Consider the following 16,686-nt stretch of genomic DNA (forward strand, 5'->3'; position numbering starts at 1 on the left):
TGATTTCGTATAAGAAAAGATTACTTTTACTTATTTAATCGAGACTTCGAACTTAGCTCCCGCTTCACCAGCAAATACAATGGTACCACCGCTAGGCAGTTCAATTCCTTGTTTCCCTGTTGACGATAAGGAGAATTGTACGACTTGCCCCTGCTCATTGTACACTGCAAATGAAGATTGCTTAGGCATTGTCTTAACGGTCAGCTTCTTCCCAGCAACTGCTTTTGGCAGCTTAAACCATCTTGCATAACCATCCTCTTGAATGCTTACAGTAGATTTCGAACCTTGATACAATGGCTTAATTGTATCCTCTGATACCATAATATACCCTGAACTATCTAAGTACTCCACTCCGTCCTTTGTGAAGAACTGATATTCCATAGTATCCCTTCCGCCCATAGCTGGGATTTGCACCTGATTACTTGCCGAATCCGGGCCTGTAATGGTCTTATCATCCACATAACCAGGCAGTTCGGCGTGTTTATTGATTTTACCCCCGTCCATAAGTAGATAAGCGATTGAGCTATATTTTTCACTCACCGGAAAATACTTTTTGCCTATGCGATTCGTCCATGCGGACTCAACTTCTTTGGAGATATCATTTTTCTCGAGCTTTTCACCAGTATACTGAGTCAGAGCTAGTTGAGAAAGTCCTGGTACATCTAAGTACATACTTTGCCATAAATAGGTGCGTCCATTGTCTTTCGCATCGAACCTTATCTTCGTCGTGCCTTCTTCATCCATAAATGTGCCGTCTGCTGTATATACATACTTCGCTGCGGGCATGTCAGGTGCTTGATTATAAGTGATTGACAGTTCACCGCTCTTAGCAATCGCTACTTTCATGACAACATTGGTAGACGCATAATAACCTGCATTTTTGGCAACATCAGCTGGCATTGCCGCTTTCTTCGGCTTGCCGAATGATTTAGCAGGTTTTAACTCCTTAATCGTACCTTTCTCTTTCAATGCCTGCAGCACCATCTCGTTCGCCAACATCGCATTTGTCGAGCTGGATCCACCCGAAGACAAGACGGCCGCTGCCATATTGTGTTCTGGAAGTACAACGAGCGAAGCATGATACATGATCGTGTCGCCGCCCTTATTCTCAGCTTGAATACCGTATCTATTGAATGGATAGAGATTTACACTGTCCCAGCCAAGTCCATAATTCACGATCGTGTCGACTTCTCCTTCTGGCCAGAATCCTCGCTTATATTCCTCTTGACGCATTGCTTTCACAGATGTAGACGACAATACTTTGTCATTCTCCCCTGTAAAGATTTGCGCGAAACGAACAAGATCCTCAGCCGTCGAGTATATCCCACCTGCACCGATGACATTGGCGTTTTCCGTAGGGAGCTGTCCTTCATATGCAGGGTGATACGTGCCTGCAAACTTTGTTTTATCTACATTGTCCAATGGTGTTTTCGTATGAGACATAGCTGCTGGTTCTGTAATATATTGATGAAGGAATTTAGTAAAGCCCATTCCACTCACCCGTTCTACCAGAATTTCAGCTAATGTAAATCCATCATTGCAATAAACAGAGAATGCACCTGGATCAGCCTTCAGCGTCTGCTTCTTCAATTGCTCCAGCAGCGTATCATGGTTGATCGTGTCATTGTCCCCAAGCAAGAAGCTATTTCCTAACGTTGATCCCCGGAGCCCCGAAGAGTGATTCAACAGCATACGTGGTGTAATCTTCTTATACCGTTCATCCTTCATTGTGAATTCAGGGATGTATTGCGCAACAGGGGTATCTAGATCTACCTTTCCTTCTTCAACTAATTTCATAACGGCTACCGTGGTAAACACCTTGCTGGTTGATCCGATTCCATACATCGTGTTTTTCGACAGTGGTACTTTTCCTTGAGCATCATTTTTTCCGGATTGCCCAGATACTACGATGTTCCCATGATCAATGAGTGCATATTGAATACTTGTCGTACCGAAAGTGTCCGTTAGCAGTGAAGCTTTTTCAGTAGCAACTTTTTTAGTAGCGGAGTAATTCAAGCCCCCATTTGAAGCTGCGGCCATTGCGCTCGTCGGAACAAGCATTGCAACAACCATACTTATTGCCAATACCAAAGACAAGCTTTTCTTCATTCTTATGCCTCCCCAATTATGTACTTATAGGATAGTACGTTTGAACGCTAAGAAAGTTCAGTTATTTCCAGTAACATCTGATTTATCTCGACGAATCACCCCCCATTAGCATGTTGGATCCCTTGATTTAGCTTCAGCAGCAAAGCTTCCGGGTTATCACACCTGAATACCACGGAACGTTTCAAGATCGTCCTCCCGAACAACCCTTTTGTCTCGATTGGTTCTTTTAGAACAATTTCGTATTGTGGGGAATCACAGATAATGACGGCATAATGCATATCTTTCGGAATTTTCTCTCCCATGCTGATTTCTTTGGCCTTCTGTATGACGGCAACATTGTTCAGGGGCACTTCAATCCTGTTTTGATAACCACAACGAATAATGATTCGATTGTCCACAACTAGGTGTGGCAAGTATTTCGCAGATTTATATAGTGCCATCAGATAGAACAGTCCATAGATATTAATAGCTGAAAGGATCTATGCAGCAAGTTCACTCCACATTTGTACGAGAAAATGAAACAATACACCTTCGATTATAAGTAAAATGGATAAAAAGACGGCCATAGTTTTGAACTGAGAATGTTGATGATAGGAGAATGCCTCTCCCCGCTCCTTACCTGGTTTCTTCATCCAAATCATAATTAGATGACGTACATCTGATACGATGCTTGACATCTTCAGCTCCTCCTTAACTGATTTTCCTCAAATCGATTTACGGCCTCTTTGATGTAATACTCTACTTCCTTGGAGAATATGGACACGTAAAGCCGCGAATGATCATCGAGATCTAACTCCGCTATTTTCTCCTGATAATGTGGTGCAATGTGTTCATTCATAGTCGTAATCATGTGCTCGATGGTACGCTGAACCACTACTTCGGATGGCGATACTCCTAATTTGCAATAATGCTGCAATTGATTCACAATAGCGAGCATTTCCCTCTCGAATTTTAGTCGTTCCTGTGGGGAAAGATGCTTTAGAAGCGCATGTTCGATAACTGATTGTGGCAATCGGTCTGATAGCCACTCTTCTTGTTCCTTTTCACGATGGATCGAGTGGATGATCGCTAGTAACAGGTCACTGTCTAAATCTTCATCTTGCATAATCTGTTCCACCCGCGTAATCGTATTGATTACATAATCAAGCTCTTCTCTTTTTTTCGCGAGCATAGCTTTCTGCTTTTGCAGTGTATCGCGCATTTGAGGTGAATCATGGTTCGCAAGGTAATCCGCGATTTCCTGTAAAGAAAACCCCAAATATTTGAGAGTAATAATTTTCTGCATGGTTGAAATGTCATCCTTACTGTACAGACGATGTCCATGTTCATTGTAACTAGAAGGAGCCATCAACCCTTTCCGATCATAAAAATGAAGCGTGCGTTCTGTAACACCAGTTAGTGTTGCAAAAGCTTTAACGGTATACATGTGTTCATTCAATAGGACATCTCCTCTCGTCATATTACCTTCAATGTACACTATGACGTAACGTCATAGGCAAGGCTTGAAAACAGAAAGAAACAGCATCTCACCTTAGATATGGAGAAATGCTGATTCCAGTAGTACCCTATTCCAGTAGTTATTAAGATATTACCGTATAACTGAGCTTCTTTTTGCCAAAGTTAATAGCCGCTTGATGATTGGCAGTGCTATATTTCCCGAAATAGACATCAATCCAACGATATGAGAGTTTAGCTGTATTCTTGAGATCCCCTGTATCTTCCACAACAAACGTGTTTATCACGTAACCGCCTGGAATCGATATGCTCTCATTATTATTTAATACAATCATTGTACCAAACGGAAAAACAGGCTTGTTCCAGTTTCCCGCCCCCCAGATTGTCGGATGCACAGCAACACCACCGATGTAGGCAGCTTTTCCACCAGCAAACACCGGGTTATTGTCTCCTGCTGCCCCTGTATAAGCAGTAAAATCTTCATTCATATACGTGATATCCGCCTTCGCTGTAGATACTCCGGTAAATAGAAGTGCTGCTGACATGATTATGGCTGCAAACCACTTTCTCATCTTAATCACTCCCCTTGTCCAGACAATATCCTCCCCGTTACAGCATCGAACTCGATCTGCTGCAGTTGATCTTGATCATCTCGGCCAATCACCTTAATTGTAGTCAATCCTTCTCCTGCCTGAAGAATAAAGTGATAGCCGTTAGCCCATCCATCTCCAGGCAGCAAATGTCTTGACCGTATGCTTTTGAGTACTGCCACAGTACTGTCAATCTTGACCTTGTCGGTAGATACCATCCATTCGGAATTGTAATTACCTATTCCAGGTATGACCTTATCCACCTTTCCATCCCGAATCGCAATAACAGCGCGCTTGTTCGCAGGGGCACCCACTTGTAAATTCCATCGACTCCTTGTACCTTCTTGTCCACTTGTCTTCCCTAACCCGTCATCCACGCTTGTCACATAGAGTAGGACAGCTTCGGGATTCCACTTTTTTGCCGCTACCATTCCAACATGCAGTGCATCGATAAGCGATAATTGACTGTGTGAATTAGTACGTTCAACATGCGAATCATCCATTACAAAATGGTATATTAGTAATGAACATGCTAATACGATGACTGCACTTAGCGTGGCAAACATCTTATTCATCCCTAGCAAGCACCTTCCTGTAAAGTACTATGATATAGACCAAAATCCTTTTATGCCATTATTGCTATCACTACTCTATCAGACCTTTCAAAACAAGCTCAATAGACAGACATGGATCTTGGAACAATCCCATTAGAGCCTATGAATGAATATCCCCGATTGCAAAGGGACTTTTCCAACTCTGCAGCGAAATCAAAATTTCCAAAGTTCAATTATTGTTGACAACCAGTTGTCAAGTTACCAATGTCATACTATATACAGGAACTGAATAGGAGGGATAACACGATGACAGCATATCATTACAACAATAAGGCTGCCTTAATTGATGCAATCCAATATACCTACAGGCGGTTTGATGAAGAATTCAACGATATCGAGGACGGTGCAAGGGATGTCCGGATCACTGGGGTAGATCGAACTCCAGCCGAGATCATCGCCTATCAATTAGGCTGGCTGCATCTCGTTATGGGGTGGGACAAGCAGGAACAGGAAGGCGAAATCGTACATATGCCTTCTCTAGACTATAAGTGGAATCAACTCGGTGCATTATATCAATCTTTCTACGAGCATTATTCATCTTACTCGTTAACTGAATTGAGGAATCAACTTAAGGATGCCGTACAGTTGTGGGTGAATTGGATTGATAGCTATAACGATGAGGCGTTGTTCAGACAAGGGGTTCGCAATTGGACAGGGGACAAGCAGAATTGGCCGATGGCTCGATGGATACATATTAATTCGGTTGCTCCATTTACAAATTTCCGAACGAAAATTAGAAAATGGAAGAAAGGTTTTCTGAGTATGTCTTAACTCTATTATCCTAGTTGTACAGCGACAGATCAGTACGCTCGTAACCGGATATGAACCGTCTGCCGCTGATTCAACTAGGAATTTATCTATTCACCTTTTTATCTCTTCTTTTTATCTGTATCTATATCTATATCTATATCTGTATCTATTTCAAATTTTCTATATCTAGTTCAAGCAAATGATTGTATCTATTGTTACCTCGTCATAATAGAGGCAACGTCCTGAATGGCCGTCCGTGCAGCGCCGCTTATGCCCGCGAGTTGGAAAAATCCATGATTGACACCGAAGTACTTCCTGCACTCTGCACCAACTCCTGCATCAAGCAGCCGCCGATACAACATTTCTCCCTCGTCCGCAAGAGGATCGAATTCGGCAAGAAGAATATGTGTGTATGGCAATCCTTCCAATTCGCTGCGCTGAATAGGACTTGCCTCTGGATGTTCTGCCGGAATGTCTCCGAAATAAGCTTCATAACCGCTGAGCAGTGCGTCGCGAGTGATCACGTAATCATCTCCGTACCGTTGATAACTATCGCTTGCTCCGCTTGCGTCCAACATCGGATATATCAAGATTTGTCTTGTTGGCATCCATTCCTTTTGCGCCTTGAGCCGCAAGGACGTTACTAGCGCAATGTGTCCGCCCGCACTATCACCTGCCAGTGTAATATCGTTCGGATTTCCTCCCCATGATACGGCATGCTCACGCACAATTTGTGCAGCCTTATAGGCATCATCATGAGCTGCTGGATAGGCATGCTCTGGTGCCAAGCGGTAATCTACCGCTACCACGATCGAGTTCCCCTTGTTAGCTAATGCTCTTAACTGGCGGTCATGAGTTGTGAAATCCCCGCTCACAAAGCACCCGCCATGATAATAGATCATAACAGGAAGATTAGACTCATACGACGGTCGGTAAATGCGTAAAGGAATGGAATCGATCGTATGATCGGTGATTTTCCAAATAGGCTCCGCTTCTCCTGCCAACACAACCGATTGTACATAACCTTGACGGCGATCCTGATAGCTCTGCTGTCTCGCAGAAGGACATCCTGATTCAATAAAATCCTTAACGATGCTTCGAATACCTGGTTCCAAATCATTCAAGCGCTCCATGATGTGAACTCTCCTCCGACTGAAATACATGATGTAATGGCATAATTCCATCAATATTCATGTTACACGCGAATGATCGAGGAATGCAATCCTCTCATCGAACGGGCAGCTTGAACTCCAGCTGTGGAATATAGTTCTTATCCGGGCCTTTTCTTACAAACGGCTTAATGATGATAAAGCTAGGCTTCACCTTGAACGGCTCGTAAGAGGTTGAGAACACCATTCCTTTTCCTTCTCCTGAACCATTCCCAGCAATTGCATTCTGTTCATTTCCCTGCTCATCCTCGATATCGAACTCAAGATTGAGGAACCCATCAACTTTATAGTTATCCGGTATTGCATCCAGCATTTTACAATAATCTTCTTCTCCGCTTGCCCCGTGGACACCGACGAGCAAGCGGGTTGTGATGGGGGTAATTTCGACTCGATCGATCGTCATATTTATCGAATCATGTGATTTGGTCTCTGATGTCTTCAGGATAATCGTTCGCTCCGTATCCTTCTTGATCGGGAAGAGGAACTCGTAATTCTCATCCACATCAGCCAAATACACGACCATCTTCATTTCGAACGAGTCTGGAAGCTCGAGATCAGCGGAATCTAAAGCGGTAACGATTATCGATTGCGGAGCATGCTCCCCACCCGGCTGCAGTCCCATCCCGGTATTTATCTGCTTGTCTCCCATATAAAAATCGATATTATTGGCCCGCTTGCTAAGCATGCGCTGCTTGTTCCATAACTGAAAAAAAGACTCCTTCGCCGCATTCGCATCTTCTCTACTGAGCACTAGAGATAGCCTGCTGCCATCATACATCATCTCAGAAATCGTGAGCGTCACTCCCTTATGGGATACGCGCTGATTGACTGAGGTGACCATCCCCTTCTCTCCAGCGGTTTGCAAGCCAAGATCCCCCACCAGTTTGAATACGCTATTCATGAACGGAATCTGCTTCAACGTCTGTGCGATCGCTGGAGAGGCAAGACCCGAGAAGATCATGACAATCCCGAGGCTCGCTACACCCGCTGTTGAAATCAACACTCTGCGCAGCCAGCGGTTCTTCCGACTTCTTCTCTTCCGTCCAGGAAGCATCTCGTCGATGATCTGGTATGTCCGATCCATCCGGTTGCGAACGGATTCTGGCAGCTCGCTAATATATGGTTCCCTAAGCTGTTCCAGTCGCTGATCGATAGGCAGTTGTATGTCTTTCATCCGTTCATCTTCCTTTCTTCAGTATCATCCAGCCATTCTGCGAGCGTGTGACGTGCCCGATGCAGCCGTGTCTTCACCGCGCCCACGGACATATCCATCATCTCGGCGATCTGATGCATAGGCAAATCCTGAAAATAAAACAAAATAACAATATTGCGAGATACTTCCTCAAGCCGATAGATCGCCTGACGCAAATCAAGATGATCACTGTATTCAGCCGTGGCAACACCAACTTCTGGGAGTTCAGCCAGCATGATGATGCGAGCCTGCTTCCGCAATATCATATTGCATTCATTGATCAATATCCGAAAGAGCCAAGTCTTAAAATAGGCATGATGATTTAGGTTGGTCAGTGCGCGATAAGCCTTGAGCACAGTCTCCTGCATCGCATCTGCACAATCCTCATCCCTTCTGACGATCGACCTGGCCATGTTGAACATTTGGGCTTCATGCTGCTTGATGAGTCGAATAAACGCTTCTTTGTTACCTTCCTTAGCCAATCTCACTTCTGTCTCTATATCGCTATGCAAGCCGTTTCTACTCCCTTCTTTACCCCATACACGCGAATCAAACTGTCAATTAGATGCACAAGATAGGCAAAAGGTTTCATTAAACGCAAAAAAACTGCCAAATGTTCACTTTCATGCATTTGGCAGTTTACTTAAGAACAGGAATAGCTTCCTGCTTCTATTTATTTTTCGGATTCCCTATGCTTCCAATATAGACGCGTCTCAGACACGACGACTCCAGACAAACCGAGCAGTGCAACTAAGTTCGGCAGCGCCATTAATCCATTTACAATATCAGCAAGCTTCCATATCATATCCAGCTTGATAAATGCCCCAAAGCCAATGATCGCAATGAACATAAGGCGGTACGGCAGAATCGATTTGACACCGAATAAATAAACCATGCACCGTTCGCCGTAATAGTTCCAGCCAAGAATCGTCGTAAATGCAAATAAAATCAAGCAAAACATAAGAATGAGGGAACCGTATGGCAGCGCAGCATCAAATGCTGCCTGTGTCATGGCCGCTCCTTCCATTGGGCCATTCCATACACCCGTTACAATCAATGTTAATCCTGTAAGCGAGCAGACGATGATCGTATCGATGAATGTTCCGGTCATTGATATGAGTCCTTGCTCAGCCGGCCATTTCACCTTCGCAGCCGCGGCCGCAATCGGTGCGCTTCCGAGACCTGATTCATTGGAGAATACGCCTCTTGCAATCCCGTTGCGGATCGCCATCATAACCGTTGCTCCCAAGAAGCCGCCACCTGCTGCTGTTGCATTGAACGCGCCATGGAAAATTAACGACAGTGCGTGCGGTATCTGATCCGCAAATGCAATAAGCACAACAAAACTCGCGATAAAATAGATAATAGCCATGACAGGAACAATTGTCGTCGTCACATGCGATATACTCTGAATCCCGCCAATTGTAACAAGCGCGGTCACGATAGTGACGATTGCCGCAGTGACTACTGCAGGTACACCAAGGCTTGCTTCTGTAGAAGTGACGATCGCATTAATTTGCGGAAATGTACCAATTCCAAGTAAGGCAACCAGTACTCCGCTAATCGCAAAGAACACAGCAAGCGGCTTGAATTTCATGCCAAGTCCCTTCTCAATATAATACATAGGACCGCCTAGCACTTGTCCATTGTCATCAATGTTGCGATACTTGACAGCAAGCAATCCTTCCGCATATTTGGTGGCCATTCCGAAGAATGCAGCAACCCACATCCAGAACAATGCACCGGGTCCACCCACCTTTATTGCAGTAGCAACCCCCACGATATTACCAGTTCCAATTGTCGCCGCCAACGCAGTAGCCAATGCACCGAAGCTGGATACATCCCCTTCTCCCTCGTTCTTCGACTTGAATATTAACTTCAAGGCGAGCGGCAGGCGGAACAACTGTAGCGCTCCCAAGCGGATCGTTAATAAAATTCCCGTTCCTACTAATAAAATAAGAAGCGGTGCTCCCCATACCATGTTGTTCAATTTGTCTAACCATTGTTCCATCATTGTCAAATCAGTTCCCCTCTTTGTGAATAATAAAAAGAGTCAAATCGAATGATTTGACCCTGGGGACATGTGTGCAGAATAAATAACCTGACGTAAGTGACATACCTAAATAAGATCATCATACCAATGACTTACGATTTCTACGCTTCTGCATCCCTGTCCTTTTACCTGAGAGTTTTAACGAATTAATGAGATTCAATTCGCCTTGCCCCTTCGGTGCCCCAATCATGGAGTCTCTCCAGAGTCCTGTCCATTTACGGTCCTGCTTATACATACTCGAGCTCAAGGTTCGATATGCCTAGGCGCCTGAGAGCTTACCCCTTCGGCTAGACGATTCGTCTATCTCCCGCAAACTTCATCCAGTTATAAAGTTGTAGGTAACATTATAGTAGACACACTATCATTGTGCAATGATCCACTGCATTGTAATTTATCCCATACCATTTATCACACATGTGCTCGTTGACTGTAATACAGGGATCTGGCCTCATTTAATAAATGAATGAGTTCTTTCATATTCTGTTCGCTCGTATCGTAATTGGTAAAGCATGCACGCAGCGTTGGTACACCATGAATGGTAAATACGGATAGCCACACTTTCCCTGTGCTTAATAAATGTTGATTCACAATTAGAGCGAAATGCTGATCGTTTCGTTCCCATGCATCTTGATCAAGAAAGCAGATGACAGGCAGCACGGTATCGTTGGCAACTGTCCAGCCAGATCGCATTAATTCTTCTCTGAATCGCTTGCCCATTTCAACTTGATGTCGCAAGACAGCCCGATATCCTTCCCAACCCGCAGTAGCCAGGGATAGATACAGCTTCAATCCTATAAATCTCCGTGACCATTGAATGGAATGCGTATATGGATCGATCGTATGCAGCTCTCCTCCCTCCTTCGGCATATAATCTGCCGTTATACGGAAGGTTTCATTCAATATACGTGAATGCCGTGTGAAGTACATGCCCGCCCCCATCGGAACGGACAGCCACTTATGAGCATCAAACGCGATTGAATCTGCTTGCTGGATACCATCCACATGGTAGGACATTTCGGAATCCAACACGATTGCACCGCCATAAGCAGCATCTACATGAAGCCACATCTGTTCATGCTCCGCTATTGCTGCGATGTCCATTAACGGATCAATTGCACCGGCTCCCGTCGTTCCCGCTGTAGCAATAATAAGAAATGGGGCAAAACCCTGCGCGCGGTCTATACGTATTTGTTCTAATAACGCGTCTATATCCATTTGCAAGGAATCGTTCGTACGAATGGAGCGAATTGAATTCGTTCCAAGCCCACAGGAACGAGCCGCTTTCACCAATGAATGATGACTCTCTTCAGAAGCATACAGAATGGGTGGCTTCTCCAGAGCTGCTAATCCGTCTGTTGCATACTTTGGAAAATGATAAGATAGAGCCGTTAAGACAGCAGTCATATTAGCTTCCGCTCCCCCAGTCGTGAAGGTTCCATCAGCAACATCACGCGGGTAACCAAATTGAACGGCGAGCTCACGCAGTACGTAATTCTCAATCTCTACCGCGAGCGGCGCATGACTCCATGCAGCAAGCTGGGGGTTAAACGCCGCTGTTATCGTGTCTGCCATAATCCCCATAAAGTTCGGACGGGGATTGTATAAGCCATAATATCCTGGATGTGCTGTGTGCACTTGATATCGACGCAGTCCTTCTATAACATGCTGAACCGCAGTTTGAGGCTTGACAGGAGCAGCAAAGTCAATTTGCTCCGCATACTGCACGATTTCTGACGGGATTAATTCAGGGGCAACTACTACCTCGTCGGTGTATGATAGATACTGACTGATTTTCTCTAACGTATATGAGCCTAGCATATACTGTTCCTCAGTTGATAGATCCAAGATCGGATTCTGTCTAAGCATACAGATTCCAGCAACTCCCTTCCACTGTTCAATTCAAGAAAGATGTTCCAATTGAATAATAGCTTACCGACCAAGACGACAATTGAACAGGTACAGTTTATCAGTTCGCTATGAGGACAGGCCATTTATCCCCCTATTATACATACCGTCCTACCATTTACATCGTATTTTGAATATGAGCGCAAGATTTCGAAATCTCAACTCAAAAAAACCGCCCCTATTATCTAGAGACGGTGTCTATTGCTTCCTTACTTTCTCATTTACTCAGGCAATCGGTATACAGCAAAAGGTTCACCATACCGATATCGACGGCTTATTTCATCCAATCGGTTCAACTGTTCTTCATTAAGTTCGACATTGACACTCGTTATATTGTCCTCTAACTGCTCCACCTTCGTCGCTCCTACAATGACTGTCGATACACAAGGCTGGTGCATAAGCCAAGCTAATGACAACGAGCTTGGGCTGCAGCCGATATCCGCTGCCAATTCGCTCACCTGTTCACTTAACGCAAACCGTTCTTCATTGAAGAATTTGTAGAAATTCGGATCCGTATCTGCTCGTGAGCCAGCTGGCTTCTGATCTTCTACTCGATATTTTCCTGTCAGAATTCCTCCTGCAAGCGGATAATATGGAATGATTCCCACCCCTTGATCCTGACATAGCGGAACCAGTTCCAGTTCTGGCGTTCGATCAGCTAGTGAATAGCTGGTTTGCATGGACACATAACGATTCAGACCAAGCCGTTCACTGATGCCAATCGCCTTCATCAGCTCCCAAGCAGCGTAGTTAGACGCTCCGATATACCGCACCTTGCCTGAACGTATCATATCATCAAGCGTCCGCAGCGTCTCCTCAAGTGGAGTATGCGGATCAAATGAATGTATTTGATACAGGTCAATATAATCGGTATTCAGCCGCTTCAAGCTATTGTCTAATTCCTGCTGCAAATGAAAGCGAGATGACCCGCGCTCGTTCGGCCCCTGTCCTCGAATTAATCCTGCCTTCGTTGTCAGCACGACATTGTGTCGATTGCCTGTCAGCGCCTCACCGATGATGCGTTCTGATTCTGAACCAGCATAAATATTAGCCGTATCAATAAAGTTAATGCCATAGTCCAGCGCTTGATGAATAATCCGAGTCGAAGCCTGCTTGTCGGCCCGCTTGCCGAACGCATTTGTTCCTAATCCAAGCACAGACACCTTCAATCCACTATTGCCAAGACGACGATATTGCATGACGATCAACTCCTTGCTTTCCTTATTTAGCAGTAATTATATCACAAGCTATCCCCTTGATCTGAATCCGATCAAATATGTGTCTGCCTTATGATTCCACTTCCGCGCACAAAAAGAAAAACTCATGAAAGCATGAGTTCTCAACAACAATAAAGAATCCAGAATCTCTATGGATTACACGACATTTATACGAATGGAAAAATCGTCGGACATTGCAATGGAAGGCTGATGCTGCATGACTCCGGTATCGGGATTAATGCCCTAGGTTGACAGAATGTCGCTTCAACCATCAGCGGTATTGTAAATTTCACGATAAGCTCCAAACACCAATCCAATTGCAACTCAATCGTTAAGCTGTCAGTAATTCGTGCAGCACAATGGATATCGAATATTTGAGAAGTAATGTTGGATTCATCTAATGGGAGCGGTAAGCAAAGTGATACTTTCTCGTTATTCTTGACCAATAGCGTAAACGTACATGTTTCTCCCGTTCCGCTATCCGTTAACGTAATCGTTACTTCTACAGAGCACGTGGTCAGTACAATAGCTGCTTGCGATCCGATAATGGGCAGCGGCAGCCGCTTTACAACCGTGATGCTGCATTCTCCCGTAGCTGGCACTGCATTGCAGCTCACGAGCACTTGCCGACCACCAGCAATTGCTTGTTCTACGAAAGCCCTGCAGGTTTCGGGAATAGATTCTTCCACGATAAAATCACTCCGAGTGACAACCCAATCGAACAGTTTGCTGACAGAAATGCACTCTAAAGGACGAACAACTAGCGTCGTAATCATAGCTGTAACAGGAGGCGTATTATCCGCCTGAGCGGTAGCCGTGTTGGTAACCACCCCTTCTAACAAAGGAATGACTGTAATGATAATCGTCTGTTCTTGTTGACCCTCCAATGTGCCCAAGAGACAAGTAACGGTCTGCCCGGATACAGAGCAAGTGCCTCCTTCAGATTGAACACTGACAAATTCAACCGTAGGAGGAATGACATCACGCACGATTACATTCGTCAGAGGAAGTTCTCCGAGATTTGCAACACTGATCGTATATTGCAACAGGCCGCCCACAAGCACAGGGTTGCTTGATGCTTGCTTCGAAATGGCGAGCGGCTGTAATACCGTAATGCTTGCGGTTGCTGTTTCAGAGTCTTCAACATTATCAGCGGTCACCACTGCTGTGTTCGTTAATGTTCCTGTTACAGTCGTAATTGCTTCGATCGTAATCATAGCGCACGTTCCAGGGGCAATGACACCGAAAGATGCTGTGATCGTGTGCCCGACCTGCGTGAATGTGCCTTCAGATACTTGGATACCAGTGACTTCAACGCCTGCAGGCAATGTGTCCACCGCAACCACATTTGTGGCCGCCGTTTCTCCCATGTTGCACACCGTCACTTGAAAGATGACTTCATTTCCAAGGGTTACAAGATCCGGCTCGGCAAGCTTCTCAATGGTTAAAAAAGCAGGAGGAAGCGCAATGACGGTTGTATCAATCGTGGATGATACAGGTTCTGTTTGATCAGATGTCGCTGTAGCTGTGTTCGTTACGACGCCCGGAGCTGTAGGAATAACGGTAATCGTGATGATTTCAGACTGACCAGGATCAAGATCGCCAATCAATGCTGTCACGGTGCCAGCCGCTTCAGTTACGGTTCCTTGCGTAGTTTCGGCAGATACGAAGACGAGACCAGGTGGCAGCACATCCACCACTTCCACGCCGGTTAATAACTCCGTCGTCTCGTTGGAGACAACGATCGTATAGATGAGTTCTTCTCCAACAGTTGCAGGATCCGGCCCTGCAAACTTCGATATCATTAACTCAAGTATCGGCTCTTCGATAACTAGAGTTTCGGTAGTAGAGGATTGTGGCGCAGTCTCATCTGAAAAAGTCGTTGCCGTGTTCAAGACTGTACCTGTGACCGTTGGGATGACGACGATAAAAATGACCACAGTCTCTCCCGGAGCAAGTGAACCAATGTCATTCGTAATTGTCGTGCCATCGAACGAAATCGTCCCTTGATCCGATTCAGCGGATACAAAGGTGGTTCCTGCCGGCAGCGGATCATTCATAACAACATTGGTCGCTGTGCTCCCTCCAATATTGGAGACAAAGATAATATAAACGAGTTCTGAATTTACGGCGACGATTGGGGGAAAGTCCAGCTTCTCAATTTCTAGAATTGGAGGCGGCAGAGGATTTACGGTATTGACTGCGGTTGAGGAAATGATACCGGTCTGATTGGCTTGGGCTGAAGCAGTATTGGATATGAGACCAGCCGCTGTTGCCAGCACGGTAATATTGACGGTAACACTTTGACCAACCGGGATCGTCCCGATATCTACGGTAACCGTTCCAGCAGCAAACGATGCCGAACCTTGCGTAGTTTGAACCGATTGAAACGTAACACCAGCTGGTAGCGGGTCAGTAAGTACAGTGTTCACAAGCGGGGAGTCTCCATCGTTGCTGACGACAATGGTGTATACGATCTCTTCTCCAACGGTGACTGTATCAGGAAAAGAGGTCTTCTCCAGCAGCAGCGTCGGTGGAATATTGTCAATTTGAATCGCCAGCAGATTGACAGTATATCCGTCGCCATTCGTTCCAAATTGAATCGCTGCTGAAGTTTGCCCGTTCACGAGACTGTTGGAGATGCTTACGTTGGAAATATCCCATCCTTGGCGATTCCCCTCAATGATGTTGGATCCCGGCTGCCCAGGTATCGGATTGCGATCCCCAAACGTAGCCGTTGGATTGATATTCCCATTGTCATCGTAAATTAGTGATTGAAAGAAATTGTTCGTAAATCCAGCGGGTTGCGGAATTGTTGTAAGACTGGCAAGGGTTGGGCCGAAACGTACGAAATCTCCCGTAATCGCCGCGTCCCCTTCTTGCGCGCTGACGAGAAGACGGCCAGTAATAGGGCCTGTTGACGGAGTTTGGAAATTCCCAATCATTTCATTGACTGGTGGAGATACGGCTTGAATCGGGACGTTCCCGACATATAAATTCATGCTGCGGAAAGGCAATGCAGGATTCACGTATACGACCCCGAGTGACCAACCTGCGAAACTTGTCGTATTCGGATCCGGAACCAGTGTTCCAACGATTTTTCCAGCCCCATATGTTCCTGCACCGCCACCTGCTACAAGCGCAGTAACGTTGGCAGAACGCACATATCCTAAATCACCTTGAATATTAACGGCATAATTAAAGAACGTCTCTGGCTGAATATTGAACATTCCTGCTGGGGTACTGAATCTGACCGGGTCATTCAAACGGGCCGATAAATCCTCGCCGCCCGGTGTATTGATCAAATATGTCCCGCCCCATACCAATTCAGCGTATACAACTGTACTTCCAGGAGGGAGGACGAGCGAATTTGTTGAAAAATTTATCATATACATATTCGTCGTTCCCCCGCCAGTCGCAGGACTGGACGGAACCGTTCCGCACACCGAGTTCGGATCATTGATAATAAAGGAGCCGATCGCATCAGCCGTACCCGGTGTACAAGCAGGAGAAAATCTAGAGGCGCGGCTGATCCCTAGAGAATTCCCAGTGAACGTAATCGCACCTCTTGTTATCGTACTGAAGCGCAATATAAATGGCATTGTCTACACATCCTTACAGCATACGTGATC

General features: G+C 45.4%; 14 protein-coding genes and 1 riboswitch. Of the genes, 1 reads left to right on the forward strand and 13 read right to left on the reverse strand.

From position 1 onward, the window contains the following. Positions 1–30 precede the first annotated feature (30 nt). The 6 genes from PBN151_RS32395 to PBN151_RS27125 form a co-directional block, all read right to left on the reverse strand. Positions 31–2,109 carry a serine hydrolase domain-containing protein gene (locus tag PBN151_RS32395; protein ID WP_072731727.1) on the reverse strand — a complete coding sequence of 693 codons (2,079 nt, stop codon included), beginning with the start codon at positions 2,107–2,109 and terminating at the stop codon, positions 31–33. Between the two features lie 95 nt (positions 2,110–2,204). Continuing rightward, positions 2,205–2,549, reverse strand: a complete 345-nt coding sequence (locus PBN151_RS27105; RefSeq protein WP_072731729.1) for a hypothetical protein — start codon at positions 2,547–2,549, stop codon at positions 2,205–2,207. A 39-nt stretch (positions 2,550–2,588) separates the two neighbouring features. Beyond that, positions 2,589–2,786 carry a hypothetical protein gene (locus PBN151_RS27110; RefSeq protein ID WP_072731730.1) on the reverse strand — a complete coding sequence of 66 codons (198 nt, stop codon included), beginning with the start codon at positions 2,784–2,786 and terminating at the stop codon, positions 2,589–2,591. 2 nt (positions 2,787–2,788) lie between these two features. Further along, positions 2,789–3,547 carry a MerR family transcriptional regulator gene (locus PBN151_RS27115; protein ID WP_072731731.1) on the reverse strand — a complete coding sequence of 253 codons (759 nt, stop codon included), beginning with the start codon at positions 3,545–3,547 and terminating at the stop codon, positions 2,789–2,791. A gap of 142 nt (positions 3,548–3,689) precedes the next feature. Further along, positions 3,690–4,136, reverse strand: coding sequence for a hypothetical protein (locus PBN151_RS27120; RefSeq protein ID WP_072731733.1), 447 nt, complete (start codon positions 4,134–4,136; stop codon positions 3,690–3,692). Positions 4,137–4,141: 5 nt separating this feature from the next. Next, the gene (locus PBN151_RS27125; RefSeq protein WP_072731734.1) at positions 4,142–4,729 is read right to left on the reverse strand and encodes a hypothetical protein; all 588 of its coding nucleotides are present in this window, start codon (positions 4,727–4,729) and stop codon (positions 4,142–4,144) included. A gap of 285 nt (positions 4,730–5,014) precedes the next feature. On the opposite strand from PBN151_RS27125, the gene PBN151_RS27130 reads away from it, so the two are divergent. Beyond that, positions 5,015–5,539, forward strand: coding sequence for a ClbS/DfsB family four-helix bundle protein (locus PBN151_RS27130; protein WP_072731736.1), 525 nt, complete (start codon positions 5,015–5,017; stop codon positions 5,537–5,539). A 194-nt stretch (positions 5,540–5,733) separates the two neighbouring features. Here PBN151_RS27130 and PBN151_RS27135 read toward each other — a convergent pair whose 3' ends face one another. The 7 genes from PBN151_RS27135 to PBN151_RS27165 all read right to left on the reverse strand — a co-directional run bounded on the left by PBN151_RS27135 (position 5,734) and on the right by PBN151_RS27165 (position 16,656). Then, positions 5,734–6,651: an alpha/beta hydrolase gene (locus PBN151_RS27135; RefSeq protein ID WP_072731738.1), complete on the reverse strand. Its 918-nt coding sequence runs from the start codon at positions 6,649–6,651 to the stop codon at positions 5,734–5,736. A gap of 94 nt (positions 6,652–6,745) precedes the next feature. Next, entirely contained in the window at positions 6,746–7,861 is a 1,116-nt protein-coding gene (locus tag PBN151_RS27140; RefSeq protein ID WP_072731739.1) for a DUF4179 domain-containing protein, read from the reverse strand. Next, entirely contained in the window at positions 7,858–8,391 is a 534-nt protein-coding gene (locus PBN151_RS27145; protein ID WP_021253554.1) for a sigma-70 family RNA polymerase sigma factor, read from the reverse strand. The genes PBN151_RS27140 and PBN151_RS27145 overlap by 4 nt, the downstream gene beginning before the upstream one ends. A gap of 161 nt (positions 8,392–8,552) precedes the next feature. Then, entirely contained in the window at positions 8,553–9,893 is a 1,341-nt protein-coding gene (locus PBN151_RS27150) for an alanine/glycine:cation symporter family protein (RefSeq protein ID WP_227775138.1), read from the reverse strand. A 146-nt stretch (positions 9,894–10,039) separates the two neighbouring features. After that, positions 10,040–10,145, reverse strand: a riboswitch (glycine riboswitch). Between the two features lie 195 nt (positions 10,146–10,340). Next, positions 10,341–11,798 carry a pyridoxal phosphate-dependent decarboxylase family protein gene (locus PBN151_RS27155; RefSeq protein WP_072731741.1) on the reverse strand — a complete coding sequence of 486 codons (1,458 nt, stop codon included), beginning with the start codon at positions 11,796–11,798 and terminating at the stop codon, positions 10,341–10,343. Positions 11,799–12,058: 260 nt separating this feature from the next. Next, a complete protein-coding gene (locus PBN151_RS27160; RefSeq protein ID WP_072731742.1) occupies positions 12,059–13,036 on the reverse strand; it encodes an aldo/keto reductase in 978 nt (325 codons plus the stop codon). Positions 13,037–13,221: 185 nt separating this feature from the next. Beyond that, complete coding sequence (locus PBN151_RS27165) at positions 13,222–16,656, reverse strand: BMQ_0737 family morphogenetic spore coat protein (protein ID WP_072731743.1); 3,435 nt, start codon at positions 16,654–16,656, stop codon at positions 13,222–13,224. Positions 16,657–16,686: the final 30 nt, after the last annotated feature.

The sequence above is a fragment of the Paenibacillus sp. NAIST15-1 genome, assembly GCF_001894745.1.
GTDB classification, from domain to species: Bacteria; Bacillota; Bacilli; order Paenibacillales; family Paenibacillaceae; genus Paenibacillus_B; species Paenibacillus_B suaedae.